We start from the raw sequence: 24,575 nt of genomic DNA, 5'->3' as shown, positions 1-24,575 counted from the left end.
GCGCCAGCGAGCGCAGCCTCTCAGAGGCTGAAGTCGGTTTCGTCCTCCGCCCCCAGCTGCGGCACGACGATTGCCTCGAGCGGCGCGTCGAGCTCCCACTTCACGCTGCCGGGAGCGCGTTCGAGGCTTGAGGAACCGCTCAGCGACTGCGGCGCCACCCGCTGCAGCACCACCGTGCCGAAACCCTTGCGGTCGGCGAAACCCTTGCGGTCGCCGAAACCCTTGCGGTCGGCCGCGTTCCGCCCGGCTTCGCTTGCTGTCGCCCCGGACGTCTCGTGCCACAGAAGATGAAAGCGCCGCTGCGCCTCGGGGCCGGCCTCGACCTTCCAGGTGATTTCGACGCGGCCGCCCTCGGCCGCCAGCGCGCCGTATTTGGCCGAGTTGGTGCCGAGCTCATGGAAGGCCATGCCGAGATTCTGCACAGCATTGGACTGCAGCGTAAGCAGCGGCCCGGAAAGCGAGATGCGCTCTTCGTGGCCGAAGGGCTTCAAATGCTCCTGGATCAGGTCGAAAAGGCTGGCGCCGGCCCATTCCGAGGTGACAAGCAAATCGTGCGAGCGCGACAGCGCCATGATGCGCGAGCGGATCATCTGCTCGAACTCGACAGGATCGGTCGAACGCTTGCTGGTTTCCCTGACCATCGACAGGATCACCGCGAACTGGTTCTTTACCCGATGGTTGACTTCGCGCATCAGAAGCCGGATGCGGCGCTCGCTTTCCTTGGCGGCGGTGATGTCGCGGGCGATTTTCGATGCGCCGACGATGTCGCCGGCACTGTTCTTGATCGGCGAGATGGTCAGCGAAACGGCAACCAGCGATCCGTCCTTGCGTCTTCGGGTGGTCTCGAAGCTAGGGATGCGCTCACCCCCGCGGATCCGAGCGATGATCTCGCTCTCCTCGTTCTGCATATGATCGGGGATGAGCATCAGGATCGACTGGCCGATGGCCTCTTCGGCGCTGTAGCCGAAGACGCGCTCAGCCGCCTGGTTCCAATCGGTGATGATGCTGTTCAGATCCTTGCCGATGATGGCATCGTAGGAAGAATCGACGATGGCCGCCAGGCGTGCGTCAGCGCTTGCGTCCTGGCGGATAATCCCCCCGATTTTTGTCATATGCTGAAGGTAGCGCCGGACTGCATAAAGGCAACATCCTAATCGGCCGAGTTCTCGGCGTCGCCGTGCGCTTTCGCCGGTCGCACGACGCCGAAATCCTGCGACTTGATCCCGATTTCCGCCATCAGAAACCCTTCCGAGGCGAGGCCGCGGCGCAAAAGCTCCCGCACCGCCGCGGAGCGGCTGGGCATGCGCTTTTCAAAGCGCCAGTTCTCCAGAGCCGCGAGTTCTTCGTCATTGAGCATGATCTGCAAACGCTGCGGACGCTCAAGTTCAGCCACGTGTGCCTCCCTTTAAAGGCTACAAATGCCACGAGTTAGTATATGTCTTATTTTGCAATTAACTAGGTTACGTCCAATGAAACGTCAAGGTCGCTCTGTGAGTCAAAACCGCAACAGACCAACGATGCCAACGATGCGTCTACCAAGCACTACGTGCTCTATCATAACTGACTGATATCATTTCTATTTTTTTAATTTCCACTTGCCATTCCAGGGCCAGGGGAGCATCATCGAGTCAAAGGGACAAACCGTCCGTGAAAGGGAGGGTTTTCCATGCGGATGAGATATACAAACAAGCTGAGAGACGACGCCCACAGCCGGGTACAGACCGCCCTGTGGGCTCACGGAGTCGTGAATCTGGTCGTGGTGGCTGAGGAGATAAGGCTCCTAAATCTCGCCGAAAACATAGCCCGCGAGGACATCGAGGAGTTGGTTCTGCAAGTCGCGCAACTCTATGGGGCGATCGTGGAATTCGATGAACAGGCGCTTACCGCGCTCGACCTGCCCGATGCCAGCGGCCGCGACAATCGCAACGATCTGGAAAGAGCGCTCAGCGAGCGATCCTTGCCAGACGGATCCATGGAACACCTGCTTCAGGTGGATCGGGGCGCGTAAAAACCTCGCTCTCCCCCATCAGTCGCGTCATGCGATTGGCGAACTTGGGGTCGAGGCCGCTGCGTTCAACCAATCGAGGCGCCCTGGAAACTTCCTCCTGCCTGCTCTCGCAGTATGACCTGCCGGCCAGCCTTTGCTGGCTAGCGCTTGCGGGCTGGTTTCTTCGGCGCGACGGGAGGTGCGTCGGCCTCTTGCGCCAGCCTGGCTTCGCGCAACCGCTTTGTCTTGGCAGCCCGGGCAGCCGCTTCCAGGTCTTGTATCTGTCGCGCGACGCGGGACGTCGTGTCGGTCTTGGCTTCCGTGCGGGATGGGACCGGCTTGAACAGGCCGGTATCCGGTAGCGACTTCATTGTTTTCTCCTTGTTTCACGCAATTCCGGACGAAAAAGCGCGTCACACTTTTCTAGGAATTGCCTAAAGCGCGTCGCGTCGAAACGGATTCACGCGACGCGCTTTAGGTCGTTGCTTGATGCATGTCGTTGTCGCAAACCGAGGTCACTTTTGCGCGACATGCATTAGAACAAAAAAGGCCGGGCACAGCCCGACCTTCTCCAACGCGCGTGTGCGGCCGATGCCAGTACATCCGTGGTCAAAGGACCCCGAGGCGCTGTGATCAGGCGGCTTGCAGATTGTCTGCCGAGCTCTTGCCGTTGCGAGCATCCTTCACGATGTCGAAGCTGACCTTCTGGCCCTCGACCAGAGAGCGCAGTCCTGCGCGCTCCACGGCTGAAATATGGACGAACACGTCCGGCTGGCCGCCGCCCTGCTCGATAAAGCCGAAACCCTTGGTGGCATTGAAGAACTTCACCGTTCCAGTAGTCATTGCGATCTCCTTACAAATCGACGCAAAATTATACGCGCCCGACAATCGCCGAGCGACGCTATCTTCGAAATTGAGAGGGAAGATCGTAAGTGCGCCATTTAGCGCGAAAACAACGTTCTTTCAGCAAGATCGATCTTCCATACATAGCGCTAAATTTCCTGATCGACAAGGCTTTTCAAAATAATACTTCCGAAGATGGTGTTGCGATCGAGAGCCAACCAGCCGAGGGCAACGAGCCCAGCCGACAAGGCGTTGGACCTTGGAAGAGAAAGGGCAACGGCGGACGACGACCGATCTGGAACCCGATCTGGAATGAGAACCACCCTTCCCTTGGACGAGTTCGTGCAGCGGCTGGTGAGCGAAACGGAAATAAGCGAAGCGCAGGCGCTCGAACTCAATCTGGTCGGCTTGAACTGGAGCTCGCTCGTTCGCGAGGCCAAGGCGATCGCATCGCAGCCTCGAGGTTCAGCCCCTTGCATCCAGACGATCAAGGATGGTCAGGCCGGTTTCATATCTCTCCGCCGGAGCACCCGCCTGGTGAGCCTGCCAAAGATTGTCCTTGAGATCCGCCTCCTTTACCGGCCGTGCCAGTTCATTGGAGATGGCGCGACAGATGAAGCCCTCTTCGCTCTCGTCCAGACGCCTCGTCAGCGCATCGACGGCAGCCACGACCACGAATCCAAAACCCGCCGACTGTAGGCGGTCGAGCGTCCAGCCCTCGCCCTTCTCAATGACGTCATGCAGGTAAGCGACGGTCTTTTCATCAAGCGTTTCGACGGCATCGGCTACGCGTCGCAAGTGTTCGATATAGGGCCGGCCGGTCTTGTCCGTTTGTCCGCGATGGGCCTCTTCAGCGATCCTTGCTGCTTCGTGGAGCATGGTCTTCCAATCTCGTCACAATAAAGCCCGTCCCGGCGAGGGACGGCCGAGGCGGGCTTGCTCGGGCCTGAGCCCCGGGTGGCGCGCTTTTCGCGGGGGGAGAAGCGGGCTGCGCGCCATCCTGCATTCAAGAACATCGGCGCCAGGCGAATGTTCCGCTGCTCGCGGATTTTTAAGAACGGTCAGGCCATCTGTGGCACCCCTTCGAAGCGGCGCCTAAAAAAAAGCCCGGACCAGGAGCCGGGCAAGAGAAGTCTTGGGAACATGCTGACCGGAGGGGCCTGGTTCAGCGCTTGCCAGTTTGCCGGTTCTATATGACCGCCAGATGAAACCTCCTTCGGCCATGTCGTTGGGCTCGGTGCAGGATCTCGACGCAGAAAAGCTTTTCGGCAGGAACCTCGCGACGGCGTTGCCGTTAGCCTTCCGTGTCCAACAGGAGGTCCGGCAATGGATTGGAACCGCGTCGAAGGCAATTGGAAGCAGATGAAGGGCAAGGTCAAGGAACAGTGGGGCAAGCTCACCGACGACGACCTCGACCGCATTGCGGGAAAGCGCGACCAGCTCGAAGGCAAGATCCAGGAACGCTACGGCCTGGAGAAGGATCGCGTGCGCCGCGACATCGACGACTGGTATAACATGCAGCGCTGGTAACAGCCGGCTTCCCGAAAACGAAGGCGTTGCCTCGCGGCAGCGCCTTTTCCTTTGGCTGTTCAGGCGCGCTCGATACGCTCGCGTAGCTCCATCTCGATCCCTCGCTCGAGCGGCGCGGGCGGTTCCGCCGTCCGGCCAAGGCGGAGTTCCGCCAGCGCCGCGGCGTCGCGGCGGAATTTTTCGCGCGACACCGTGCGGCCCTGTTCCAGCCAGCCCGCGGCGTGCAGGATGAAATGGGCGCCCGAGGACAGCGCGGCCGAAAGCACCCTGCCCCCTTCCGCGCCGGATTGCGCATCGTCGACCTTGGCCGAGGTGACGGCGCCGTCGCCCCGCGCCGGCACGCCGAGCCGCCTGCCCAGTTCCGCGGCGTAGAACTGGACGAGCTGCGAAGCCGGGTCGCCGAAGTTGGGCTGCATCCGGCGCATGTCGAACGGATAGGCGAGGATGCCCATCACCACCGGCGCGCCCGGGCGCCAGAGCTGCGCCAACGCTAGCCCGGCCAGCACCTCGGCGTAGCCCTGGATCAGCGCGCCGGCCACGGTGACGGGCGCCGTCGCGCCCATCATCATATAGGACGAGACCATGCTCGCCTCGCCCTTCAGCGCGATCGCCCGCAGGCACTTCAACGGGTTCGGCCAATAGGTGAGCGGCGGCGTGGCGTTGATGAGGCGGACAAGATTGCATTCGCCGGGGAGCGCCGGCCGGCCGATCGCGGCTGCGGTCAGGTCGATCACCGCCTCGGCGGCCGCCGGCGAAGCGATGCTGCCCATGAATGGCTTGTCGGAATGGGTGAGATGCGCAAGCAGCATCTCCAGCGGCCGCCGTCCTCGGCGACGTCCTCGCTGCCCGCTACAAGGTGCTTGCCGATGGCGGCCGGCAATTCACCTCGCTGCAGGTTCCTGGCGATTTCGTCGACCTCTATGCCTTCCTGTTGAAGACCATGGACCACGGCGTCATCGCGCTCTCGCCCTGCCGCGTCATCCTGGCAGATCATTCGAAGCTGCGCAGCATCACCGAGCGGGCGCCGCGCCGCACCTGACGCGGCTGTTGTGGCTCGACACGCTGATCGACGGCGCCATCCACCGCGAGTGGATCGTCGCCATGGGGCGGCGCTCGAAAGTCTCGCATCTGGCGCACCTGTTCTGCGAGCTGTTCGTCAGGCTGCAGGTGGTCAAGCGCACCAACGGCATGAGTTTCCATCTGCCCGTTTCGCAAGCCGAGCTCTCCGATGTGCTTGGCCTGTCGGTGGTGCATATGAACCGCGTCATCAGCGCGCTGCGCAACAGCGGCGTGATCGCCTGGGCGGCCATACGGTGACGATCCTCGACTGGCAGAAGCTGCAGCAGATCGCCGAGTTCGACCCGACCTATCTCGATGACGCGCGAGCCGCGTTAGCCGGAAACTCACGGGTCAAATCCTCGCCGTCTTCTTCGTCAATCGGTGAAAACTGCGAACAATCTGCCCGGACCGCCGTGCGCCAGGCAGGCGATGGGAATGATACTCGATTGCCTTGCTTGTTTTTCGTCCGCTAGCTGGAACTATTTCGCGTCAAGAACGCTATCTCGATGCGGATTTTCTAAATTAGGCAGGGAGACGCGTACCATGAAAACCAAAGTGATCTTGATGAGTGCGTTCGCGATTTCGGTCATGACATGCTCGGCATTTGCCGGCGCGAACACCGGAACGTCCGCGCTGGACGATCCCCAGAAAATGTCGCCCTTCTTCACCGATGCCGGCATGAAAACCATGAGGCCGGGCGATGAGTTCAAGAAAGCCTGGATGGCGCTTACCGAAGAGGATCGCGCGTCCATGAAGAAAGACTGCGCAGACGAGACCATCGCGAAGTCCCACGATGAATTCTGCAAGGCGACCAGGGACCTCGCCGGCAATAACTGAGCGTCTCAGAAGAGCGCTGGACGCCCGCACCGGAGCGAGCATCCGGCACTTGCTGTACTGAAAGAGCGGCCGGGGGCTGTGCCTGCAGCGATGTTGCGACCTAGTCGCTGCAATTCGTGACGAATTAGCCGCCTCTCATATCAAATGGACTTTCAACGCCTCGCGTTGCCGCTCAAACTCGCATGGCTGCGGGGACCCGGCGCAATGGGGGCCTATCGCGTCTAGGAATTGGACGGCGAGACCGTCCTTGCAAGCCACGCCGTCGAGGCGATGGCGCCGTTCGAGGCTGCCCGAAAGGCGCTCGGGGTCGAGGTCACGCTGCGCGGCGACGCTGCGGCGCCGACGCAAATGCCGGCTGGCCAAACAAATGTTGATGATCACCGTGTGGCCGCGATGCCAAGGTGGCGGTCCCGGTGGAACCGACGTCATGTCCGCCGGTTACATCATGCCTTCATTAGCCGGTGCTCATTTTATGTGGAACAGCCTCACCCAGCCTCTTGCGCAGCCCGTCGCCCCGACAGCCGCTTCTTTCCCGCTTGAGCGAGGCTGGAAAGGCCGGCAATGACCGAGGTCGGTTCCGTCGAGGGAGAACAAAGCAACACGCCGGCAAAGGGCCCGTTCCAGCGGTTCCTCCGCACGATCGGGCCAGGCTTCATTACCGGCGCGTCCGACGACGATCCGTCCGGTATCGGAACTTACAGCCAGGCCGGCGCCCAGCTCGGCTTCAACATCGGCTGGGTCATGCTGTTCACCTTCCCGCTGATGGCCGCGATCCAGGAGATCGCCGCCCGTATCGGGCGAACCACGGGCGAAGGTATTTCCGGCAATCTCAGCCGGCACTATCCGGCCTCGCTGCTTTACGCGGTCGTCATGCTGCTGTTCCTCGCCAACGTCATCAATATCGGCGCCGATCTCAGCGCCATGGCAGATGCATTGAAGCTGCTCGTCGGCGGGCCGAGCCCGCTCTATGTGATCGCTTTCGCGATCGTCTGTATCGGCGCGATCGTCTTCCTCGACTACACCCGCTATGTGAAAGTCCTCAAATGGACCACCTTGAGCCTGTTCGCCTATGTTGCCGCGATGTTCGCCGCGAATGTGCCTTGGGCGGACGCGGCCAAAGGGCTGTTCATCCCGCACATCGAATGGAGCGGCGCCTTCTTCACCACGCTGCTGGCAATCCTCGGCACGACGATCTCGCCTTATCTGTTCTTCTGGCAAGCCTCGCAGGAGGTTGAAGAGGAAGAGCTCAAGCCAACCGCCAAGCCGCTGAGGTGGGCGCCGTGGCAGGCGCCCAGAGCCTTCCGGCGGATACGCGCCGATACGCTGGTCGGAATGGCCTTTTCGAATCTGATCGCCATCGCGATTATCTTCACTACGGCCGCCACCCTCCACAAGGCAGGGGTGACGGACATTGCTTCGTCCACCGACGCGGCAAAGGCGCTGGAGCCGGCGGCCGGAAAATTCGCCTTCATTATTTTCTCGATGGGAATTATGGGCACCGGGCTTCTGGCTGTGCCGGTGCTGGCTGGGTCAGCGGCTTTCGCCGTCGGCGAAGCGTTGCGCTGGCCGGTCGGGCTGCAGCGCAAGCCGAAGGAAGCCGTGGCGTTCTACGCGACGCTCGCCGCCGCGACCGCTCTTGGCACCGGGATCATGTTCACACCGATAGACCCGATCAAGGCGCTTTACTGGAGCGCCATCATCAATGGCATATGCGCCGTTCCCGTGATGATCGTCATGATGCTGATGGCCGGCCGCAAGGACGTGATGGGGGAGCTCCCTTTGCAAGGCTGGCTGCGGGCGCTTGGCTGGCTATCGACGTTGACAATGGCAGCCTCGTCGGTGGGGCTCGTGGCGCAGTGGTTCCTATAGATGGGCTGCGAACCGCCTTACCGCCGGCCCGTTTCCATACCAGAGCCAGGTCAATAACAAATGATGTTTTGGGCGGGGCCCCGCATGAATTTCTTTCTGGAACAAGTTCAGTCAGGCCGTGTTGTTGATGATCCAACCTCACCAGGAGATGCAGATATGGCGACGACGAAGGCGGCCTCGAACAAGGGCCTGAACGAACTTTTCCACGACACGCTGAAGGACATCTATTTCGCCGAGAAGAAGATTCTCGCCACGCTGCCGAAGATGGCCAAGGCGGCACAGGATGACGCGCTGAAGGCCGCGTTCGAAAAACATCGCGACCAGACCGAAGAACATGTCGCGCGTCTCGAGGAAGTCTTCGAGGTGATCGACAAGAAGCCGGCGGGCAAGACGTGTGCCGCCATTATGGGCATCACCGAGGAAGGCGCCGAGATCATGGACGAGTACAAGGGATCTCCGTCGCTCGACGCAGGTCTGCTGGCCGCTGCTCAAGCCGTCGAGCACTATGAGATTTCGCGCTACGGCACGCTGAGGACCTGGGCGCAGGAGCTCGGCCTGACCGAAGCCGTCACCCTGCTCGACAAGACGCTGAACGAAGAAAAAGAAACGGACGCAGCGCTCACCCAGCTCGCCGAATCCGCGGTCAATGTCGCGGCTGAAGCCGCGTAGCGACGATCCGCGCCCGGGCGCAGCTTTCCCTTGGTCCAGCTTCCAGCGAGCCCCGGCAGATTGCCGGGGCTCGCTGCTGCTTGTTGGACCCACTTTCAATCGAATGGCGACCGCCCTTGCCCACGACACCCAACGATCACGCCGAGTTGCAGGACCGATAAAGCCGTTGCGGGTAACAGAATTGGCGCGCCGGTTCTTGTAGCGACCGGGAAGCTCTTGACGGTCAAAACCCACAAACCCATATCGCCGCTGGGCTTGGCCTCTGTCGGTCCCAAGCCTTCGCCTAAACTCAATTGTTCGTTCGATTGGAGGACCTTATGAACGATCGGATATTCGACAGCCCTGTTTTCGTGAAGACCGAAAACAGCCTCATCCAGGAAATCGCGTGCCTGGAAGATGCCCTGGAGTTTCTCTACGCGTGGCCCAGGAACAGGCGCGGAACCATATTTGAAACGGCCCTTCGTGCCTGCCAGCGGGCATTCGACAGCGGCTATCCGCTGACTGCCGCCAGAGATGCCTTTCGCGGTTTCGCAAAGTCGGTCAAAATTCTCGAGGACGTGAGCGTCCCCTTGCCATGGATGACCGGCAAAGGCGGCCGCGGCGGCGGACTGACTGCTTGAAAGCATCGCGGTTATATGGGAGTTCGCGATGCTTTCCAAACCTTTCGAGAAACCCCTTCGCGTTTGGGTCGGACTGGGCTTTCCCCGGCAACTAAACACCGTCGTCGATGCCTATCAGTTCGCGATCGACTGGTGCGGCAATAGCCCGGAGCAGAAAGCGGCGATCCGCGCCTGTAAGGCGGCCTTGGTTGGCGACGTCGACGCGGAAACCGCGCGAGGCGTTTTCGCCGCGTTCGCGCGCAGGAAGGATATCCTGGTCGAGGACGGAGCAATCCCTCCCGCCATCGGAAGAGCCCAGCCGTCACATCATCAATGACGATCGGGGCGCCCACGACCATTGTCGGGGCGCCTCGCACCAAACCTGGATAGATGATGAGGAACCTTCGATGGCAGAACTCGCCATTAGAAAACCCGTTCATGAGGTAAACGCCGCCCGATACGACAGCGATTGCCAAGAGGCGTTGGCTGGCTCTCTCGATGGCCTGCTGGCACAGGCGGAAGCTGCGGGCTGGGACAGGAACCGTGCCGCGTCGGCAGTGATGTATCTTGCGGCAAAGCGCCTCAATGCACGTGCCGAAAGCTAGCAGGACCGCGAGCAGCGAATATCGCGTATGCCAAACTACGGCCACCTGATATGCGGTGCAGCATGTCATCCAGTCTCGTCCCTTGAACTGGATGACCTGTCTTCGAACGGGCGCCCACCAATCGCGGATGGTGGGCGTTCAAACAGCTGACGATGAAGGGACTCAAGTCTTCGTCAAGTCGTCCCACAAGAATCCGCCTCGTCGGCGTGAGGCTGCAGGGCTCGCCCGGCCGGCTACCCGGCACGTCGGTTGTTGCCGGCCCAGCTTTCGAGTTCCGCCGATAGCTGGCCTGGGGTCAATGACGCCCCGCCTGAGCTACGAGCAAATTCGGTTGGGCTGAGGGGCGAGTCCGGAGTCCCAGCCCGCCGCCCTGTCGAGAACCAGCGGCAGGCCAACAAGCGTTTACACCCGACCGCCCTTAGATGCCTCCTAATGCAGCAGCTGTCGTGGTGGAACATCGGGTAAATGGAACCTCGATCAGGGTTGTCAGTTCCATTGCAAGGCGGGCCAGCATGACCAGATCGTCGCTTCATCTGCTCAAGGGTACAGGGTATTTGATTTCCACGCTGAGCGTGACGCTGCTGGCGATCGTCAGCTGGGACAGCGCATCGAAAAGTCCGTTGCTGATCGCTTGCCTGCTCGGCGGAGCCGCTACCTCGGTTATCGGCATGTTCTGCCGCTGGCTATCCTACGAAATCGAGAAACGTCAGGAAGAACGGCGGTAAGCGTCCGAGGTTGGTATCAGCCTTCGCGGCGCAGGACCCGTGTGACAAGCAGAGTGATCAAGCTGCTGAGGACAATCCATGCGACGATCTCGCCGCCGAATGCCGGTGACCGAGGGGCCTCCCTGCTGACTGTGCCAGCGCTGGCCGGCATCGCCGCCTCGGGTTTGGCTACTTGTTCGGCATGGCGCTGCGCAGCCCGGTCGTTTGCGTCCGCCATGACCGGCGCGAGGTCGCGCCGGCTGCCGCGGCGCACCGAATAGGCGCGCGTGATCTCGGCACCGAAGAGAAAAATCTGCGCCGAGTAGTAGACCCATACCAAAACGACCATCAGCGCGCCGGCGGCACCGTAGGAGGTGGCGATGGCGCTGGTGCCGATATACCAGCCGATCAGCGATTTGCCGATGGTGAAAAGCAGCGCGGTCACCACGGCGCCGATGCCGACATCGCGCCATTTGAGCGTGCGGTCCGGCAGGACCTTGTAGATCGCGGCGAAAAGCAGCGCGATCAGGACAAAAGAGACGATCGTGTTGACGCCGCTGACGATCACGCCACCGAACGGCAGGCGCCGGTTGATCAATTCGCCCAGCGCCGAGATCGCCGTGCTTGCCGCCAGCGATACCAGCAGCAGGAAGCCGAGCGCCGCGACGAGACCGAGGCTCGCCGCCCTCGCCCGCACAAGGCGCGACAGCGACACGCCATTGGGCTTCACCTTCCAGATTTCGTTGAGCGACTGCTGCATCTCGCCGAAGACGCCCGACGCGGTGACGAAAAGCGTCACCAGTCCGATGAGCGTGGCAAGCGTGCTCGACCAGCGCTGCGCGGCGCTCTCAACAGTGGCCTTCAGAAGGTCGGCGCTTTGCGGCCCCATCACGCCCGAAATCTCGGCCGACAGCGCGATCTGGGCCGCATCATTGCCGATGGCGACACCGGCGATCGCCACGACGATCAAAAGGATCGGCGCCAGCGACGTGGTGGCGTAGAAAGCGATCGCCGCGCCATGGCTCAGCGCATTGTCATCGATATAGCCGGTGACGCTTTCCTTCAGCAGTATCCAGCCTTCGTCGAGCCAGCGCGGCATCTTCCCCTCACTTCTGACGCGGATCCTCGAACCGGGCGCCGATAGTGGGAAAGTCGCCTGCCCGACGCTTCCCGACTGCTTCGGCCAGGGCCAAAGCGGCGTTGATCACTTCGGCCTGGATGTCCTTGTCGGCGTCGAGCTCGTCGTGGCTGTTCGCATAGGGCTTCCAGTAGCCGATATAACGGTCGAGCTCAGCCACCTCACCGATCGCGTCGAGCTTCATCGAACGCAGCCAGTCGGCGAGCGCGTGCCGTACATTGGCGGCGCCTTCGGTGTCGCCATGGACCACGACCGAAAACAGCCGGCCCGCGAGATGGCGCGGATAGTCCCAGCCGGCCAGCTCCACCTTTTTGGCAAGCTCTGCACCCTTGCCCTGCGTCAGCGTCGGGTCAGGATTGCCCCCATCGGCGCAGACCAGCCGGTCCATCATCAACTTCAGCGGCGATGACGTCTGGTACCAGTTGACGGGCGTGACAATCATCACCCCATGCGCTTCGACCCACAGCGGATAGATGTCGTTCATCCAGTCCTGCACCTGGCCGAGAGAGTGGTTCGGATAGCACGAGCACGGCCAGTGGCAGAGGGGCGCCGCTGTCGAGAAGCATGCCTTGCAGGGGTAGATCTTGCGGCCGTATTCCGAAGCGAGCCGCGCCAAATCGAGCACCTCGACCGAAAAGCCCTGCTTGTCGGCAATGGCGCGTCGCGCCAACTCGACCAGGCGAAAGCTCTTCGACATCTCGCCCGGACAGGTATGCTCGCTGCGCGACGAGCCGTTGATGATCAGGATGCGCGAGGGCGCGGCCTTATCCTCGTGCCGGCGCTGCGCGGCCTCGACCGCATCATGCGCGGCGATCCATTCGACCGAAAGGTCGTAGCCGGGGTCGTGGAAGCCCTGCCCCGCCTTCCGGGTCACCGGACTCTTGCGTTCGTCGCTATAGGCCCGCCAGGCGATCTGGGCCAGCCGGCCGATGGCGTCAGCTTCCGCCTCGAAGGCCGGGTCGTAGAACAATTTCCTGTAGCGCTGTTTGAATTCCGCCTCGCCGAGGCGCGGGCTTGGCATGCCCTTGCGCGGTTCTATGGCGGCTTTGTCGGATTGTGTCTGTTCTGCCATTTGCTGCCCAAGCCAATACGGAGCGGGCCGGGTGGGATAAGAGCTCGACTGCCTTTTCGTTGGCCAGGGCGTGAAGCCGGAGAAACCAAGCCGTATTCTCTTTGCCACCGGGTCCGGCTGACGCGGCCCGCTGAACACAACCCGGTGCCGGCGCGATGGTTCCGGCCACCTATCGATGAGTGGCCGCGTACGACCAATGCTCAAGCCTAGGCAAAGCAATGGCGTTCAACTAGCCTCAGGCCGGGATCAGAGGCGCGGGGGCCATGCGATGAAGGTCAATGTCGTCTACGCGCATCCGGCGCAGGACAGCTACCTGGCGTCGCTGCACCGGCGCGTCGTGGAGATCCTGAAGGCCAGGGGCGACGAGGTCGTCGACTTCGATCTCTATGCCATGAAATTCGACCCCGTCATGCGGGTCGATGAGTTGAAGGGGCACGCCGGTCCGTCGCCCGCGCCGGCGGATCTGCAGGTCTACATCGACGCACTGCAATGGGCGGAAGCGTGCGTGTTCTGCTTCCCGACCTGGTGGTCGGGTATGCCCGCTGTTCTCAAGGGATATTTCGACCGCGTGTGGCGGCCGGGCGTTGCCTTCGAACTATCGACGGATGGCGGCACGATCAAACCGGCGCTTCTGAACATCCACCGGATGGGCGTGGTCACCACCTTCGGCTCGCCATGGTGGTACACCAGGCTCTATATGCAGGACCCGGGCAGAAAGGTGCTTTTGCGCGGCTTGAAATCCATGTGCGGACGCACGGAGAAACACCTCTATCTGGCTAAATATTCGGTGGAGAACATTACTCGCGAGGAGCGGGCAAAATTCGCCCGCAATGTGGAGCGGCGGTTCGAACGATTTTGAGCGGGTCCGTCTCCGGAATTTGCAATGAGGGACAATGGATATATATTTAGCTGACTAAGTGATTCATGGCGCGGTGAGCCGATGGCCAAGAAGAAAGACAGGCAAGCTCCTTCCGAGATTGCGGCGGCCTCCCCGGCCGAGATCAGTGAAGCGGCTTATTTTGCCCGCAAATGCGGCCTCACCCGCGACGAGGCATTACAGATAATGCGCGAAGCCCAAGGCTCGCCGGCCGTCAAGCCGGCGGCGGACGAGAAGCGCAAGCACTGACCTTGGATGCGGGTTTCATTGACCCGTCTGCGGCGGAACTTCGCCCGGCTTGATCACCGGCATGTCGCTGCCTGTCGGCGGGGGCGGCGTCGCGTTCTTGTCGCCGGTCGGGGGCGGCTTCAGCACGCCGCCGCAATTGCCGAGCTGTTTCGACAGTTCATCCGTATCGGCCTGCTGCTTCTGTTTTTGCTGCTGGTCGTTGGCATCGGGCTTGGCCTGGCAGTTCTGCGCCTGCTGGTCCTTCGGTTGCGCGGCGGTCTGGGCCGCCGCCGGCAGGGCCGGGATCAGGGTCAGAGCCGCAATGAGAAGCGCTTTTTTCATGAGATCCTCCTCATGGGTCAGTAACCCCCGATGATCGGCAGGATTTCGCCGGTGATGTAGCTCGAACATTGCGGCGAGGCCAGGAACACATACGCCGGCGCGATCTCCTCCGGCTGAGCGGGCCGCTTCATCGGCGTCTTGGCGCCGAATTGCGAAACGTCCTCCGCTTCCTTCTCGGACGGATTGAGCGGCGTCCAGACTGGACCCGGCGCCACCGCGTTGACGCGGATGCCTTTGCCGATAAGGTTGCCGGAAAGCGCGCGGGTGAAGGCGTGGATGCCGCCCTTGGTCATCGAATAGTCGACCAGTTCCTTCGACCCTTCGATGCCGGTGACCGACCCGGTGTTGACGATCGCCGAACCCGGTTTCATGTGCGGCACGGCTTCCTGCGCCATGTGGAAATAGCCGTAGAGATTGGTCTTCAGCGTGGTGTCGAAATGCGCTTCGGTGAGATCGGCGAAATCGGCCGAGTGAACCTGGAAAGCCGCGTTGTTGACCAGCACGTCCAGCCTGCCGAAGGCCTTGACCGTCTCATCCACCGCCTTGCGGCAGAAGACACGTTTGGCCACGTCGCCGCGCAAAGTGATGCAACGCCTGCCCTCCGCCTCGACCGCTTGCTTCGTCGCCTTGGCGTCACGGTCCTCGCTGAGATAGACGATGGCGACATCGGCGCCCTCGCGTGCGAACAACACGGCCACGGCGCGGCCGATGCCGGAATCGCCGCCGGTAACCAGCGCGACCTTGTCCTTGAGCTTGCCCGACCCTTGCCAGAACGGCGCGTCATAGAGCGGCGCCGGTTCGATCGCCCATTCCTCGCCGGGCTTGGGGTGATGCTGCCTTGGGAAAGGCGGCGTGGGATATCTGCGGGCGCCGGCCTGCATGGCGCCCGGGGCTTTCGGCTTCGGCTTGCTGCGGTCCGTGGCATCGACCCTGCGCTGGACGCCGCGCTGCCTGCGCGCGGTCTTGGCCGTATCTGTCTTCTTGCCGGCGGATGATTTTTTGGCCGTGTCGGTTTTCGTTCGGCTGGTGGTCGGCATGGTGGTCTCCTTTTCAGAGGACAACGCATGCCAACGGAAAAGGTTGGCCCCGGTTCGTCGCACCTCGCCGAGACGCGTAGGCATACATCAAAGTTAAATGCGGCCGCCCGGCCGCGGTGCTAACCCTTCGTCATTGGGGGGACTCTTCAGGAGGAGTCCCATGGACGTTCGAACTCTCATCGGCAGCCTCTCGGTCGCAATGCTGCGCCGGCGTGCCGCAGCGCCGCCAATCCCGGTCAGGGTGATCCGCGCCTCGCTGGCGGATGTGCCGCTCAGGCCGCGCCCGCGTCCGCCGCACCGGCCGGCGCCGCCGGCCCGGCCCGCGAGCAATATGTAGGCTCAGATTTGTAGCCTCGAACTGGCCGGCCGGATGCAACCGACTGGCGGAGTCATCGTTTATCGCCATCCGAAATTTTTACGGTGAAACATGAAATCCTTGTCTATGAACAGCCCGCTTTTTATTCTCGCCGCCGTCATGATCACGGCCGCTCCCTTCGCCGGCCTTGCCTGGCGGACGCGCGAATGGTTCGGGTGGTGAACGACCGATGAGCCGTTTCCTGCCCCTCACCATACGCTTCGTCAATGGCGGCACGATGGTGGTCACCACCGTCGCGGAGGCCAAGAAGGCGCTCGGAGGCACATGGAAGAACAAGGAGGCGCCAGCCTATCTCGAAGCGGCCCGGCTGGTGGACGACGCGATCGCAGGCACCTGCCGTCCGGCCATCGCCTTTGCCGCCTTCAAGAAGGTCGCCGCGCAGCAAGGCCTGCTGAGACCGGCCCAGCCGAGTGCTGCGCTCACCATGCTGGACCAGTTGTGGTCGCGCTCCAAGACCCCGCCCAGCTAGATGCCTATCTCGGCTCGCGCGTCATGCTGAGATAGGTTGGATCGAATTCGGCGATCGTAACCAGCCGCTCCCAGTCGAGGATCGTGACCATATGGCTTGTCCAGTTGATCACGTTCATGCGGCGCAGGGTGCCGATGACGCGGTTCATATGGACGACGGAGAGGCCGAGCACGTCGGCGAGTTCGGCCTGTGAGAGCGGCAGATGGAAGCTCATCTCGCGGGTCTTTTTCACCACCTGCAGCCTGACGAAGAGCTCGCATATCAGATGCGCGAGATGGGAGGTCTTGGAGCGCCGCCCCATGGCCACGATCCACTCGCGGTGAATGGCGCCATCGACCAGCGTGTCGAGCCACAACAGCCGGGTGAGGTGCGGCGCCTGCTCGGTGATCGTCTTCAGCTTGCCATGCTCGGCGGCAAGCACATGGCATGGCGAAAGCGCCATGATGCCGTGATCCATCGTCTTCAGCAGGAAAGCGTGCAGGTCGACGAAATCGCCCGCGACCTGCAGTGAGGTGAACTGCCGACCGCCATCCTCCAGCACCTTGTAACGGGCGGCGAGCCCGTCGATGATCAGCGTGCTGTAGGTCGGCCGCGTGCCTTCGGTGGCGATATCCTCGCCGGCGGCGACATATCGTTCGAGCGACATCGCGCCGACGAGCAGCGCCTTCTCTTCTTCCGACAGGGCGTCATGCTGGCCGAGGTTGAGGTAGAGCGATTCCAGCATTCGGGGTTCTCCATTCGCAACAGCTAACGCCGCAGGGCTGGACCGGTTGCGGGCGGCCGCGCAGCAAGGGCGGGCGCGCTGCGGATTTCCCCTCAGGATCAACCGCTTGGAACCATGATCGCGGCCAGGGATTGAACTTGCGAACCGCCTGGAGTGCTTCATCGATGGAACGCTATTATTTTGACCTGTATAACGCCGAGCATGGCCAGGTTGACGACCAGGGGCAGCTTTTTGCCAACCGCGAGCGCGCCCGCCTTGAGGCGTTGCGCATCCTGCAGGACATCGCCCGCGACGAGGCGCCCGGGACCGAACAGTTGAAGATCACCGTGAAGCTGCGCACCGAGAAGGCGCAGATCTTCGAGGCGTCGCTGACCCTGGACTCGACCTGGACCTGAGGCGTTCGGCCCTCAGCGCCGCATCCCGCAGGAGGCAAGCATGTTCGCCGATTTTGAGGCATTGGAAATCGACACTGGCGAGGCGCGCATCTTCGCCCGCCAAGCAGGCAGTGGGGCCGGCCTGCTTCTGCTGCACGGCTTTCCCGAGACGCATGTGATGTGGCGCGACGTGGCGCCGAGCCTGGCGCGGGATTTCACCGTCGTCTGTGCCGATCTGCGCGGCTATGGGCAGAGCTCCTGCCCGCCATCGGCCGCCGACCACGCGCCCTACGGCAAGCGCGCCATGGCCGCCGACATGGTCGTGCTTATGGAAGAACTCGGCTTCAAACGCTTCCTGGTCGCCGGCCATGATCGCGGCGGACGCGTCGCCTACCGGCTGACGCTCGATCATCCGGACCGCGTCGAGAAGCTCGCCGTGCTCGACATCATCCCTACCGCGGAGGCCTGGGACCGGGCGGATGCGAGACTCGCGCTAAGCTTTTGGCCGTGGTCGCTGCTGGCGCAGCCCGAGCCGCTGCCGGAGACGATACTGGCGGCGGCGGGCGAAGCAATCGTCGACAATGCGCTTTCCGGCTGGGGATCCGCAGCCGACGCGTTCCCGCCCGGCGTGCGGCAAGCTTATGTCGATGCCCTGCGCGATCCGGCGCATATCCACGCCATCTGCGAAGAGTATCGCGCCGCGGCTTCGCTCGACCGTGTGCACGACCATGCGGACCGGGAGGCCGGCCGGCGTATATCCTGCCCCGTGCTGGCGCTGTGGAGCGAGCATGGGGCGCTGGCAGAATGGTATCGGGACGAAGACGGACCGCTGGGCATATGGCGGAACTGGGCCGACGATGCCAGCGGCGGAGCGATGCCCGGCGGCCACTTCTTTCCGGAGGAGTCGCCGATCGAAACGGCGGCCACGCTCGACGCCTTCTTCTCTGGAAGATGACGCCTTCTTCTCCGGAAGAGGAGAGGCTCTTTCCCGGAGATGGTGCCGGCCGGCCAAGCGGCCGGCCGGCCTGGCTCACATCAGCATCAGGTAGAGCAACGGCAGGGCCGCCAGGCCGATTGCCATTGCAATGAGCGCGGCATGGCCGAGGCGCTCCGCGCGCCTGGCAATGTCGGCGACCTCGTTCTCGTCGTTGATGACATCGAGGAACGAGAGATCGGCACGGGTGGTACGCTGGTTGTCGTTGGCAGGCAGGCTTTCGGCATCCTGCCGAGCGGGCTTTGCAGAGATATAGGTCAAAACGTCGTCTCGCTCCGAAGCCGACTGCGCGGCTTTCTTGTTTATGGATATTGGTGTCCGCCGGAATTGCGCGGGGGGCGACCGGCGGACACCATGATGGCCGGCGATGGAGGGGGCTTTTTCGTCGGCCGCTCACCAATTCGCAAAAAGAGATTTGGTTGCACAGGCCGGCCCAATGCGCGGGCCGGATCGGACTTCAGTCTGACCGAGTCACGAAATGTTTCGGCCGGAACATCGGTTGCCGGCGCCTGTTCTCCTTACTCAGGGATGTTGGACGCGTCCTTGAATTCACCCTCAAGAAAAATCCGAAACAACGGAGAATTCGATATGCCCAATCAAGGCGGAACCCACGAACAGCACGTCAAGGCCGGCCAGCAGAGCCACAAGAACCGCGAAGACCAGCATCGCGGCAGCGGGCAGCAGCAGGCGGAGGACCGCAACATGGGTCAGCGCAGCGCCGGCCAGCATCGAGGTGGCAGCGGCAACTTCGCCGAAGACCGCCAGCGCGCCTCCGAGGCCGGCCGCAAGGGCGGTCAGCGCTGAGTTTCAAAATGGCGTTCGCGAAACGCGGACGCCATTTTCGTGTCCCGCGACTTCCAGCTGTTCCGCGACTTCCAGCCCGGGATGGAACCTCTTCCCCTTCCTCCAGTTCCCTTAAGGGCCGGCCGCCTCAAGCGAAGCCGTCGCCGCAGGGCGTTACATGGAGGCACCAATGTCCTTGCATACACTTCACCCCGAACGCGTCGACGAGACCCGCATGCAGGCCTATTCGATCTTCGGTCCTTTGCTGATTCATTCGCTGGCGCAGAAACTGGCGCTCTGCCAGGGGATACGCGAACTGGACAAGCTCGAACAATCGCTGGTGCGGCTGATCGAGGAGACCGACGTCGCCGCGCCGCAGGGCGAGGAGATGAAGGAATTCGCTGTCGAGCTCATCGTGTCGACGCTGCGCAATGTGCGCGGGCATCCCGACGCCAAGCAAGATCTGGAAGAGATCGACGGACGCCGCGCCGAAGGTCGTTCGGAAGATCCGGACACGCTGGAAGAGCAGTTGCAGTCCGGCCTTGAGGACTCCTTTCCGGCAAGCGATCCGCCGGCCGTGGTCTCGACCGCGATCACCGGCGGCTCGAAGGACATCGTCGGCACCGACGAGGTGCTGCGCCGCAAGAAGCAAGCACGCCGCAGGCAGTCCCAGACGGCGACCTGATACGGCGGAAATCGAAGGAGGCCTGAGATGACCCAGGCGAACAACAATATACCGAACCGGCCGGGCGCCGCCGATGCGCCCGCGACCGGCAATTTGCCGACCAAGGGCGGCGACGATCCCGATGTGCGCTTCCTGGCGGAGCACACCGATCTTTCGCCGAAGCAGGCTCGGGAGTTGATCCGCGAGCACGGGCACGACCGCGACAAGCTGCTCGAGATCGCACGGACCATGAAGGCGGAGGGCTGACCCTCCTACGAAAGCGAGGCAGACCATGAGCAACGAACCACATCCGGGACGGCCCGGAACGACCGAGCAATGGCCGCGCTGGGAGGGCCCGAAGGGCAACCGCCCACCGGGCTATCTGAGGCCGAAGGACGATCCCGACAAGAACCGCGACGCGGCCGGCGAGAACAACAAGGATCCAGAACGGTCCGACCTCGGCGACGTCGCTAAGAAGAAAGGTTCCTGAGGCCGATTTCACTCAGTGCAACAAGGAGCAAGCAAATGCCACGTGGCGACAAATCGAAATACTCCGACAAGCAGGAACGCAAGGCCGACCATATCGCCGAAGGCTATGAAAAGCGCGGCGTGTCCGAAAAGGAAGCCGAGCGGCGCGCCTGGGCGACCGTCAACAAGGACGACGCCGGCGGCAAGAAGGAAGGCGGCTCCGGCCGCGGCAAGCACACCGGCAATCCGGCCGCGCACAAGGGCGGCAGGACGGGCGGCAAGGCCTCCGGCGAGCGCTCCGCGGCGGACAGATCGGCTTCGGCGAAAAAGGCGGCGGCGACGCGCAAGCGGAATGACAGCCACGCGCATCATTGAGGACTTTCCCTTCTCTCCTTGTGGGTCCCCCAAGGGAGAAGGAGAATGCCCTACAGTGGCATCTCCGAGGTCTGCTTGATCGTCTGGCTGGGCACATCCGTCTTGACATTCTGCACGCCCTTGATGCGGCTCAGATGCTCCGACTGGAAGCGGCGGTAGTCGTCGATGCCGGCGGCGACGATCCGCACCATGGCGTCGCAATCGCCCAGCATCAGGTAGCACTCCATCACTTCCGGGAATTTCGCCACCTCGGCGGCGAAATGCTCGATCGTGTCTTCGTCCTGCTGCTTCAGCCAGATGCGGGTGAAGAAGGTCTGGCCGCGGCCGATCTTAGCCGGATTGAGAACCGCGACATAGCGATCGATGACGCCGGCCTCCTCCAAGAGCTTGACGCGGCGCAGGCAGGGCGACGGCGAAAGGCCTACCTCCCTGGCTAGATCGTTGTTGGCCATGCGCCCGTCGCGCTGCAAGGCGCGCAGGATGCGCCTGTCGATCTCATCCAGCTTCATGGTGTCAAATTCCAACTTTTGATCAAAATACGCCATCTGCTGCCAAATATTTGCAGAAGCGGCGTATCTTCGCAACCCGATTGCCGGGCGTTTCGGCTATGGTCGGGCAACCGATAACCGACAACCGAGCGGGAGAACGGCGGCCGCAAGGCCAGCCGCAGGCAAAGCCATGAGCATTTCCGAGATCGCCCTCGCCGAGGGCCAAAGCACCGATGGACGCGGCGCCGAGTTCCGGCGCGGGCTCGCCGCCTCGACGCCGGTGCTGCTCGGCATCATCCCCTACGCGCTGGTGCTTGGCGCGCAGGCCTCGCAGAAAAGCCTCGGCGTCGTCGAGGTGCCGCTGATGACCGGGCTCAACTTCGCCGGCGGCTCGGAATTCGCGGCCATCCAGCTCTGGGCCTCGCCGCCGCATATCCTGCTGATCGCCGCCATCACCTTCCTGGTCAACAGCCGGCATTTCCTGATGGGCGCCGCACTTGCGCCGTTCATCAAGCATTTGCCGAAGCGACAGGTTCTTCCGGCGCTGTTTCTGATGTGCGACGAGAGCTGGGCCGTGGGCCTGGCCGATGCACAGCGCCGCGCCGCCGCCGGCCTGCGGCCGGCCTTCAGCCTGCCTTTCTATCTGGGCGCCGGCCTGCCCTTCTACCTCGCCTGGGTGGCGTTCACGACTTGCGGCGCGGCACTCGGGCCGGTGCTTGGCGACGTCGAAACATACGGCTTTGCAATGGCCTTCCCGGCCGTCTTCCTGGTGCTGCTTCGCGGCATGTGGAAGGGCGTTGCCGCGGCGCGGCCCTGGCTGGTCAGCCTGGTGGTGGCGGCGCTCGTCTATCTTGTCGTCCCCGGCGCCTGGTACGTGGCGGCCGGCGCGCTGTCCGGCCTGGTGGCCGCGTGGTTCCTGGCAGGTGAGAGATGATCGATCCGATGACCGTGCTCGCCATCCTGGCGATGGCCGGCGTGACGTACCTCACCCGCATCGGCGGCTATGTGGTGCTGAGGAACCGCACGCTCGGCCCGCGCGCCACGGCGGTGATGGAGGCCGCGCCCGGCTGCGTGCTGATCTCGGTGATCGCGCCGGACTTCGTCTCGAGGAACCGGGCCGACCTCGCCGCGCTGGCCATAACCGTGTTTGCCGCGACGAGGCTGTCGATGCTGCCGACCGTGGTGATCGGGGTGGCTTCGGCGGGCGTGCTGAAGTGGCTGATGGGTGGCTGATCTCTCCCCCGACGGAGGAGACGCTTAGCCAGCCCGCATCCCCCGCGCGCCGCCGGTCGCCCTTGCCACGATCGCTTCCAGCGGCTCGGGGCGGTGCAGGAAATAGCCCTGGCCATAGGCGACGCCCATGCCCATGAGAATCTCCAGCGCGTTTTTCTCCTCGATCTTTTCCGCCACCACCGCGGCGCCCATCGAGCGGGCGATGCCGGTGATCGCCGAAACGATCTCACGGTCGAAGCGGCTTTCGGCGATGTGCTCGACGAAGGAACCATCGATCTTGATGGCGTCGATGGGAAAGCGCCTGAGATATTCGAACGAGCTCATGCCGGCGCCGAAATCATCAAGGCTGACGCGGCAATGGCGGAGCCTCGCCTTGCGCACGAACTCCGCCGCGGCATCGAAATTGGTGACGGCGGCGGTCTCGGTGATCTCGAAGCCGATGGCCGACGCCGGCGCGCCACTGTCGGCGATGGCCTCGTCGACGAAATCCCAGAGCTGCGGATCGGAAAGCGTCTGCGCCGACAGGTTGAAGTCGAGCGAGATGGCGCCCGCGCGCATCGCCTCGCCGTGGCGCGTCAGCGCGGCGCGGATGATCCAGCGGTCGAGCCGGGCGGCAAGGCCGAAGCGTTCGGCGACCGGCATGAAATCGCCGGGCGGGATCATCTTGCCGTTGCGGGCCTCGAGCCTGGCCAGCACCTCGACGTGGCGGCTGTCTTCCCATGGCTGGCCGAGCCGGTGGATCTCCTGGCCGAACAGCTTCAGCCGGCCGTCCTCCATCGCATCGACCAGGTCGGCGGCCAGCCGCGCGGCGTTGAGGCCGCCGGCGCCCGACGTCGTTTCAGGCGAAAACACCGCGAAGCGGTCCCGACCGCCGGCCTTGGCGGCGTAGCAGGCATCGTCGGCGCAGGCGAGCGCGTCGGCCACCGTCATGTTGCGGTCGCGCACGAAGGCGATGCCGATGCTGGCGGCAAGCCTGCGCGAGGTGATGGCAGAGCCAAGATCGGCGTTGCGCACCGCGGCGAGCACCGCGCGGGCAAGGTGCTCGGCACAGGCGTCATTGCAGTTCGGCACCAGCAGCGCGAATTCGTCGCCGCCGAGGCGGGCCGCCTGCGCCGACGCGGGCAGGCTGGCGAGGATGCCAGCCGCGACGCTCTTCAGCGCCAGGTCTCCGGCGGCATGACCGGCATAGTCGTTGAGCGCCTTGAAGTAGTCGAGGTCGACATAGAACACGGCAAGCGGCAGCCGCCCGGCCATGGCGATGTTCTCGGCAAGCAGCCGGTCGAAGGCCGAACGGTTGAGCAGCCCGGTCAGGGCGTCGTGACGCGCGGCGAAGGCAAGCTCCTCGGCGCGCCTCTTCTCCTCGGTGATGTCGCGAACCGTACCCAAAATCTGACCGGCCGAGCCGACGCCGGCAATGAAACGCACCAGCGACTCGATATGGCGGACTTCGCCGTCACGAAGGACGATCCGGTATTGCGAGGCGACGACGCTGCTAGAGCCGGGCTCGATCTGGTGGGCCCGTTCGGTGGCGTCCTTGTCGTCGGGATGAAGATAGGTGTGCCACAGGTCGGCCGTCACCTCATCGGTATCGGCAACGAGGCCGAATATCTCGCGCGTGCGCGCGTCCCAATAGCTTTTCCTGGTGCCGATATCGTGGTGCCAGATGCCGGTGCCGCTGGCGGCAAGCGCGAGACGGAAGCGGACATTGACCTGCTCGAGCGCCGCCTCGGCCTCTTTCTGCCGGGTGATGTCGGTCTGCACGCCCATCAGCCTGAGCGGCTTGCCGTCGGCGTCGCGCTCGACAATGCCGCCGCGGTCGAGCACCCAGACCCAATGGCCATCCTTATGACGCAGGCGCAGCTCGGTTTCGATGGAATCGACGATGCCCGCAATGTGCCGGTCGCCGCTCTCCTGCGCGCGCTGGCGGTCGTCGGGATGGGTGAGCTTCAGCCAGAGATCGGGCGTGTTGGCGAGTTCGTTCGCCTCGTAGCCCAGCATCTTCGACCAGGTCGGCGAATAATAGCAATCGCCGGTCGACAGATTCCAGTCCCACAAGCCGAGATGAGCCCGGTCGAGCGCCTGCGCCCAGAACTTGCCGTTGCGTTTGTCGTCGTCCGCCATTCTTTGTTCTTGCCGTCCCGTCGCAGCAATACTGCATGAAAGCAGAGAAGAAAGAGTTACCGGGGGTTCTTCAGCCAATCTCCCCCCTTGTGGGGGAGATGGCCGGCAGG

At 63.1% G+C, this 24,575-nt stretch carries 36 protein-coding genes and 1 pseudogene; 23 read left to right on the top strand and 14 right to left on the bottom strand.

Annotated features, from left to right (window positions below):
* Nucleotides 1-20: 20 nt before the first annotated feature.
* Nucleotides 21-1,112, bottom strand: a complete 1,092-nt coding sequence (locus FJ414_RS02330; RefSeq protein WP_140640939.1) for a PAS domain S-box protein — start codon at nucleotides 1,110-1,112, stop codon at nucleotides 21-23.
* Nucleotides 1,113-1,150: 38 nt separating this feature from the next.
* The gene (locus FJ414_RS02325; RefSeq protein WP_140640937.1) at nucleotides 1,151-1,393 is read right to left on the bottom strand and encodes a hypothetical protein; all 243 of its coding nucleotides are present in this window, start codon (nucleotides 1,391-1,393) and stop codon (nucleotides 1,151-1,153) included.
* Nucleotides 1,394-1,744: 351 nt separating this feature from the next.
* On the opposite strand from FJ414_RS02325, the gene FJ414_RS02320 reads away from it, so the two are divergent.
* Nucleotides 1,745-2,008, top strand: a complete 264-nt coding sequence (locus FJ414_RS02320) for a hypothetical protein (protein ID WP_140640935.1) — start codon at nucleotides 1,745-1,747, stop codon at nucleotides 2,006-2,008.
* 140 nt (nucleotides 2,009-2,148) lie between these two features.
* Here FJ414_RS02320 and FJ414_RS02315 read toward each other — a convergent pair whose 3' ends face one another.
* The 3 genes from FJ414_RS02315 to FJ414_RS02305 all read right to left on the bottom strand — a co-directional run bounded on the left by FJ414_RS02315 (nucleotide 2,149) and on the right by FJ414_RS02305 (nucleotide 3,709).
* Nucleotides 2,149-2,358, bottom strand: a complete 210-nt coding sequence (locus FJ414_RS02315; protein ID WP_140640933.1) for a hypothetical protein — start codon at nucleotides 2,356-2,358, stop codon at nucleotides 2,149-2,151.
* A gap of 262 nt (nucleotides 2,359-2,620) precedes the next feature.
* Nucleotides 2,621-2,830 (bottom strand): cold-shock protein, encoded by a 210-nt coding sequence (locus FJ414_RS02310; RefSeq protein ID WP_140640931.1) that lies wholly within the window; start codon nucleotides 2,828-2,830, stop codon nucleotides 2,621-2,623.
* A 465-nt stretch (nucleotides 2,831-3,295) separates the two neighbouring features.
* The gene (locus FJ414_RS02305; RefSeq protein WP_140640929.1) at nucleotides 3,296-3,709 is read right to left on the bottom strand and encodes an HD domain-containing protein; all 414 of its coding nucleotides are present in this window, start codon (nucleotides 3,707-3,709) and stop codon (nucleotides 3,296-3,298) included.
* Nucleotides 3,710-4,156: 447 nt separating this feature from the next.
* Here FJ414_RS02305 and FJ414_RS02300 point away from each other — a divergent pair, with 447 nt between their 5' ends.
* Nucleotides 4,157-4,360 carry a CsbD family protein gene (locus FJ414_RS02300; protein WP_140640927.1) on the top strand — a complete coding sequence of 68 codons (204 nt, stop codon included), beginning with the start codon at nucleotides 4,157-4,159 and terminating at the stop codon, nucleotides 4,358-4,360.
* 59 nt (nucleotides 4,361-4,419) lie between these two features.
* Here FJ414_RS02300 and FJ414_RS02295 read toward each other — a convergent pair whose 3' ends face one another.
* Nucleotides 4,420-5,169, bottom strand: coding sequence for a trimethylamine methyltransferase family protein (locus FJ414_RS02295; protein WP_140640925.1), 750 nt, complete (start codon nucleotides 5,167-5,169; stop codon nucleotides 4,420-4,422).
* A gap of 2 nt (nucleotides 5,170-5,171) precedes the next feature.
* Between FJ414_RS02295 and FJ414_RS02290 the strand changes: the two are divergent.
* The 8 genes and pseudogenes from FJ414_RS02290 to FJ414_RS02255 form a co-directional block, all read left to right on the top strand.
* A pseudogene (locus tag FJ414_RS02290) lies at nucleotides 5,172-5,733 on the top strand (Crp/Fnr family transcriptional regulator); the annotation flags it as partial.
* A 229-nt stretch (nucleotides 5,734-5,962) separates the two neighbouring features.
* A complete protein-coding gene (locus FJ414_RS02285) occupies nucleotides 5,963-6,256 on the top strand; it encodes a hypothetical protein (protein WP_140640923.1) in 294 nt (97 codons plus the stop codon).
* Between the two features lie 561 nt (nucleotides 6,257-6,817).
* Nucleotides 6,818-8,125, top strand: coding sequence for an Nramp family divalent metal transporter (locus tag FJ414_RS02280; RefSeq protein ID WP_140640921.1), 1,308 nt, complete (start codon nucleotides 6,818-6,820; stop codon nucleotides 8,123-8,125).
* Between the two features lie 156 nt (nucleotides 8,126-8,281).
* Nucleotides 8,282-8,794 (top strand): ferritin-like domain-containing protein, encoded by a 513-nt coding sequence (locus tag FJ414_RS02275; RefSeq protein ID WP_140640919.1) that lies wholly within the window; start codon nucleotides 8,282-8,284, stop codon nucleotides 8,792-8,794.
* A gap of 317 nt (nucleotides 8,795-9,111) precedes the next feature.
* Nucleotides 9,112-9,414, top strand: coding sequence for a DUF982 domain-containing protein (locus tag FJ414_RS02270; protein WP_140640917.1), 303 nt, complete (start codon nucleotides 9,112-9,114; stop codon nucleotides 9,412-9,414).
* A 28-nt stretch (nucleotides 9,415-9,442) separates the two neighbouring features.
* Nucleotides 9,443-9,730, top strand: coding sequence for a DUF982 domain-containing protein (locus FJ414_RS02265; RefSeq protein ID WP_140640915.1), 288 nt, complete (start codon nucleotides 9,443-9,445; stop codon nucleotides 9,728-9,730).
* A gap of 70 nt (nucleotides 9,731-9,800) precedes the next feature.
* Nucleotides 9,801-9,998 carry a hypothetical protein gene (locus tag FJ414_RS02260; protein ID WP_140640913.1) on the top strand — a complete coding sequence of 66 codons (198 nt, stop codon included), beginning with the start codon at nucleotides 9,801-9,803 and terminating at the stop codon, nucleotides 9,996-9,998.
* A 512-nt stretch (nucleotides 9,999-10,510) separates the two neighbouring features.
* On the top strand, nucleotides 10,511-10,723 hold the full coding sequence (locus FJ414_RS02255; RefSeq protein ID WP_140640911.1) for a hypothetical protein: 213 nt from the start codon (nucleotides 10,511-10,513) through the stop codon (nucleotides 10,721-10,723).
* A gap of 16 nt (nucleotides 10,724-10,739) precedes the next feature.
* Here FJ414_RS02255 and FJ414_RS02250 read toward each other — a convergent pair whose 3' ends face one another.
* Together FJ414_RS02250 and FJ414_RS02245 are read right to left on the bottom strand one after the other, a co-directional pair.
* Nucleotides 10,740-11,801 carry a YihY/virulence factor BrkB family protein gene (locus tag FJ414_RS02250; protein WP_140640909.1) on the bottom strand — a complete coding sequence of 354 codons (1,062 nt, stop codon included), beginning with the start codon at nucleotides 11,799-11,801 and terminating at the stop codon, nucleotides 10,740-10,742.
* A 7-nt stretch (nucleotides 11,802-11,808) separates the two neighbouring features.
* Nucleotides 11,809-12,912: a flavodoxin family protein gene (locus tag FJ414_RS02245; protein WP_140640907.1), complete on the bottom strand. Its 1,104-nt coding sequence runs from the start codon at nucleotides 12,910-12,912 to the stop codon at nucleotides 11,809-11,811.
* Nucleotides 12,913-13,180: 268 nt separating this feature from the next.
* Between FJ414_RS02245 and FJ414_RS02240 the strand changes: the two genes are divergently transcribed.
* Complete coding sequence (locus tag FJ414_RS02240; RefSeq protein ID WP_181181499.1) at nucleotides 13,181-13,771, top strand: NAD(P)H-dependent oxidoreductase; 591 nt, start codon at nucleotides 13,181-13,183, stop codon at nucleotides 13,769-13,771.
* 81 nt (nucleotides 13,772-13,852) lie between these two features.
* Entirely contained in the window at nucleotides 13,853-14,038 is a 186-nt protein-coding gene (locus FJ414_RS02235; protein WP_140640903.1) for a hypothetical protein, read from the top strand.
* Between the two features lie 15 nt (nucleotides 14,039-14,053).
* On the opposite strand, the gene FJ414_RS02230 is transcribed toward FJ414_RS02235, so the two are convergent.
* Together FJ414_RS02230 and FJ414_RS02225 are read right to left on the bottom strand one after the other, a co-directional pair.
* Nucleotides 14,054-14,359, bottom strand: a complete 306-nt coding sequence (locus FJ414_RS02230) for a hypothetical protein (protein ID WP_140640901.1) — start codon at nucleotides 14,357-14,359, stop codon at nucleotides 14,054-14,056.
* 17 nt (nucleotides 14,360-14,376) lie between these two features.
* Nucleotides 14,377-15,396: an SDR family oxidoreductase gene (locus tag FJ414_RS02225; RefSeq protein ID WP_140640899.1), complete on the bottom strand. Its 1,020-nt coding sequence runs from the start codon at nucleotides 15,394-15,396 to the stop codon at nucleotides 14,377-14,379.
* 160 nt (nucleotides 15,397-15,556) lie between these two features.
* On the opposite strand from FJ414_RS02225, the gene FJ414_RS31320 reads away from it, so the two are divergent.
* Nucleotides 15,557-15,733 carry a hypothetical protein gene (locus FJ414_RS31320; RefSeq protein WP_181181498.1) on the top strand — a complete coding sequence of 59 codons (177 nt, stop codon included), beginning with the start codon at nucleotides 15,557-15,559 and terminating at the stop codon, nucleotides 15,731-15,733.
* A 208-nt stretch (nucleotides 15,734-15,941) separates the two neighbouring features.
* Nucleotides 15,942-16,241 carry a DUF982 domain-containing protein gene (locus FJ414_RS02220; RefSeq protein ID WP_140640897.1) on the top strand — a complete coding sequence of 100 codons (300 nt, stop codon included), beginning with the start codon at nucleotides 15,942-15,944 and terminating at the stop codon, nucleotides 16,239-16,241.
* A gap of 4 nt (nucleotides 16,242-16,245) precedes the next feature.
* On the opposite strand, the gene FJ414_RS02215 is transcribed toward FJ414_RS02220, so the two are convergent.
* Nucleotides 16,246-16,965: a Crp/Fnr family transcriptional regulator gene (locus FJ414_RS02215; protein WP_140640895.1), complete on the bottom strand. Its 720-nt coding sequence runs from the start codon at nucleotides 16,963-16,965 to the stop codon at nucleotides 16,246-16,248.
* Nucleotides 16,966-17,129: 164 nt separating this feature from the next.
* Here FJ414_RS02215 and FJ414_RS02210 point away from each other — a divergent pair, with 164 nt between their 5' ends.
* Together FJ414_RS02210 and FJ414_RS02205 are read left to right on the top strand one after the other, a co-directional pair.
* Entirely contained in the window at nucleotides 17,130-17,360 is a 231-nt protein-coding gene (locus FJ414_RS02210) for a hypothetical protein (RefSeq protein WP_140640894.1), read from the top strand.
* 40 nt (nucleotides 17,361-17,400) lie between these two features.
* On the top strand, nucleotides 17,401-18,294 hold the full coding sequence (locus tag FJ414_RS02205) for an alpha/beta hydrolase (RefSeq protein WP_140640892.1): 894 nt from the start codon (nucleotides 17,401-17,403) through the stop codon (nucleotides 18,292-18,294).
* A 75-nt stretch (nucleotides 18,295-18,369) separates the two neighbouring features.
* Here the strand turns inward: FJ414_RS02205 and FJ414_RS02200 are convergent, their stop codons facing one another.
* The gene (locus FJ414_RS02200; RefSeq protein ID WP_140640890.1) at nucleotides 18,370-18,594 is read right to left on the bottom strand and encodes a hypothetical protein; all 225 of its coding nucleotides are present in this window, start codon (nucleotides 18,592-18,594) and stop codon (nucleotides 18,370-18,372) included.
* A 441-nt stretch (nucleotides 18,595-19,035) separates the two neighbouring features.
* Here FJ414_RS02200 and FJ414_RS31315 point away from each other — a divergent pair, with 441 nt between their 5' ends.
* From FJ414_RS31315 to FJ414_RS02175, 5 genes are all read left to right on the top strand, one after another.
* On the top strand, nucleotides 19,036-19,137 hold the full coding sequence (locus FJ414_RS31315) for a KGG domain-containing protein (protein ID WP_082056318.1): 102 nt from the start codon (nucleotides 19,036-19,038) through the stop codon (nucleotides 19,135-19,137).
* Between the two features lie 169 nt (nucleotides 19,138-19,306).
* Nucleotides 19,307-19,801 carry a hypothetical protein gene (locus FJ414_RS02190; protein WP_140640888.1) on the top strand — a complete coding sequence of 165 codons (495 nt, stop codon included), beginning with the start codon at nucleotides 19,307-19,309 and terminating at the stop codon, nucleotides 19,799-19,801.
* 27 nt (nucleotides 19,802-19,828) lie between these two features.
* The gene (locus FJ414_RS02185) at nucleotides 19,829-20,047 is read left to right on the top strand and encodes a hypothetical protein (RefSeq protein WP_140640886.1); all 219 of its coding nucleotides are present in this window, start codon (nucleotides 19,829-19,831) and stop codon (nucleotides 20,045-20,047) included.
* Nucleotides 20,048-20,072: 25 nt separating this feature from the next.
* Nucleotides 20,073-20,270 (top strand): hypothetical protein, encoded by a 198-nt coding sequence (locus tag FJ414_RS02180; protein WP_140640884.1) that lies wholly within the window; start codon nucleotides 20,073-20,075, stop codon nucleotides 20,268-20,270.
* A gap of 35 nt (nucleotides 20,271-20,305) precedes the next feature.
* Nucleotides 20,306-20,623, top strand: a complete 318-nt coding sequence (locus tag FJ414_RS02175) for a plasmid stabilization protein (protein WP_140640882.1) — start codon at nucleotides 20,306-20,308, stop codon at nucleotides 20,621-20,623.
* A gap of 50 nt (nucleotides 20,624-20,673) precedes the next feature.
* Here FJ414_RS02175 and FJ414_RS02170 read toward each other — a convergent pair whose 3' ends face one another.
* A complete protein-coding gene (locus FJ414_RS02170) occupies nucleotides 20,674-21,132 on the bottom strand; it encodes an Lrp/AsnC family transcriptional regulator (RefSeq protein WP_140640880.1) in 459 nt (152 codons plus the stop codon).
* A gap of 169 nt (nucleotides 21,133-21,301) precedes the next feature.
* On the opposite strand from FJ414_RS02170, the gene FJ414_RS02165 reads away from it, so the two are divergent.
* Both FJ414_RS02165 and FJ414_RS02160 read left to right on the top strand, forming a co-directional pair.
* Entirely contained in the window at nucleotides 21,302-22,045 is a 744-nt protein-coding gene (locus tag FJ414_RS02165; protein WP_140640878.1) for an AzlC family ABC transporter permease, read from the top strand.
* Nucleotides 22,042-22,344, top strand: coding sequence for an AzlD family protein (locus FJ414_RS02160; RefSeq protein ID WP_140640876.1), 303 nt, complete (start codon nucleotides 22,042-22,044; stop codon nucleotides 22,342-22,344). The genes FJ414_RS02165 and FJ414_RS02160 overlap by 4 nt, the downstream gene beginning before the upstream one ends.
* Before the next feature lie 24 nt (nucleotides 22,345-22,368).
* On the opposite strand, the gene FJ414_RS02155 is transcribed toward FJ414_RS02160, so the two are convergent.
* Complete coding sequence (locus FJ414_RS02155) at nucleotides 22,369-24,465, bottom strand: EAL domain-containing protein (protein WP_140640874.1); 2,097 nt, start codon at nucleotides 24,463-24,465, stop codon at nucleotides 22,369-22,371.
* Between the last annotated feature and the right edge of the window lie 110 nt (nucleotides 24,466-24,575).

The sequence above is a fragment of the Mesorhizobium sp. B3-1-6 genome (assembly GCF_006439555.1).
GTDB lineage: Bacteria > Pseudomonadota > Alphaproteobacteria > Rhizobiales > Rhizobiaceae > Mesorhizobium.
This window is presented reverse-complemented; position numbering and strand designations above follow the sequence as displayed.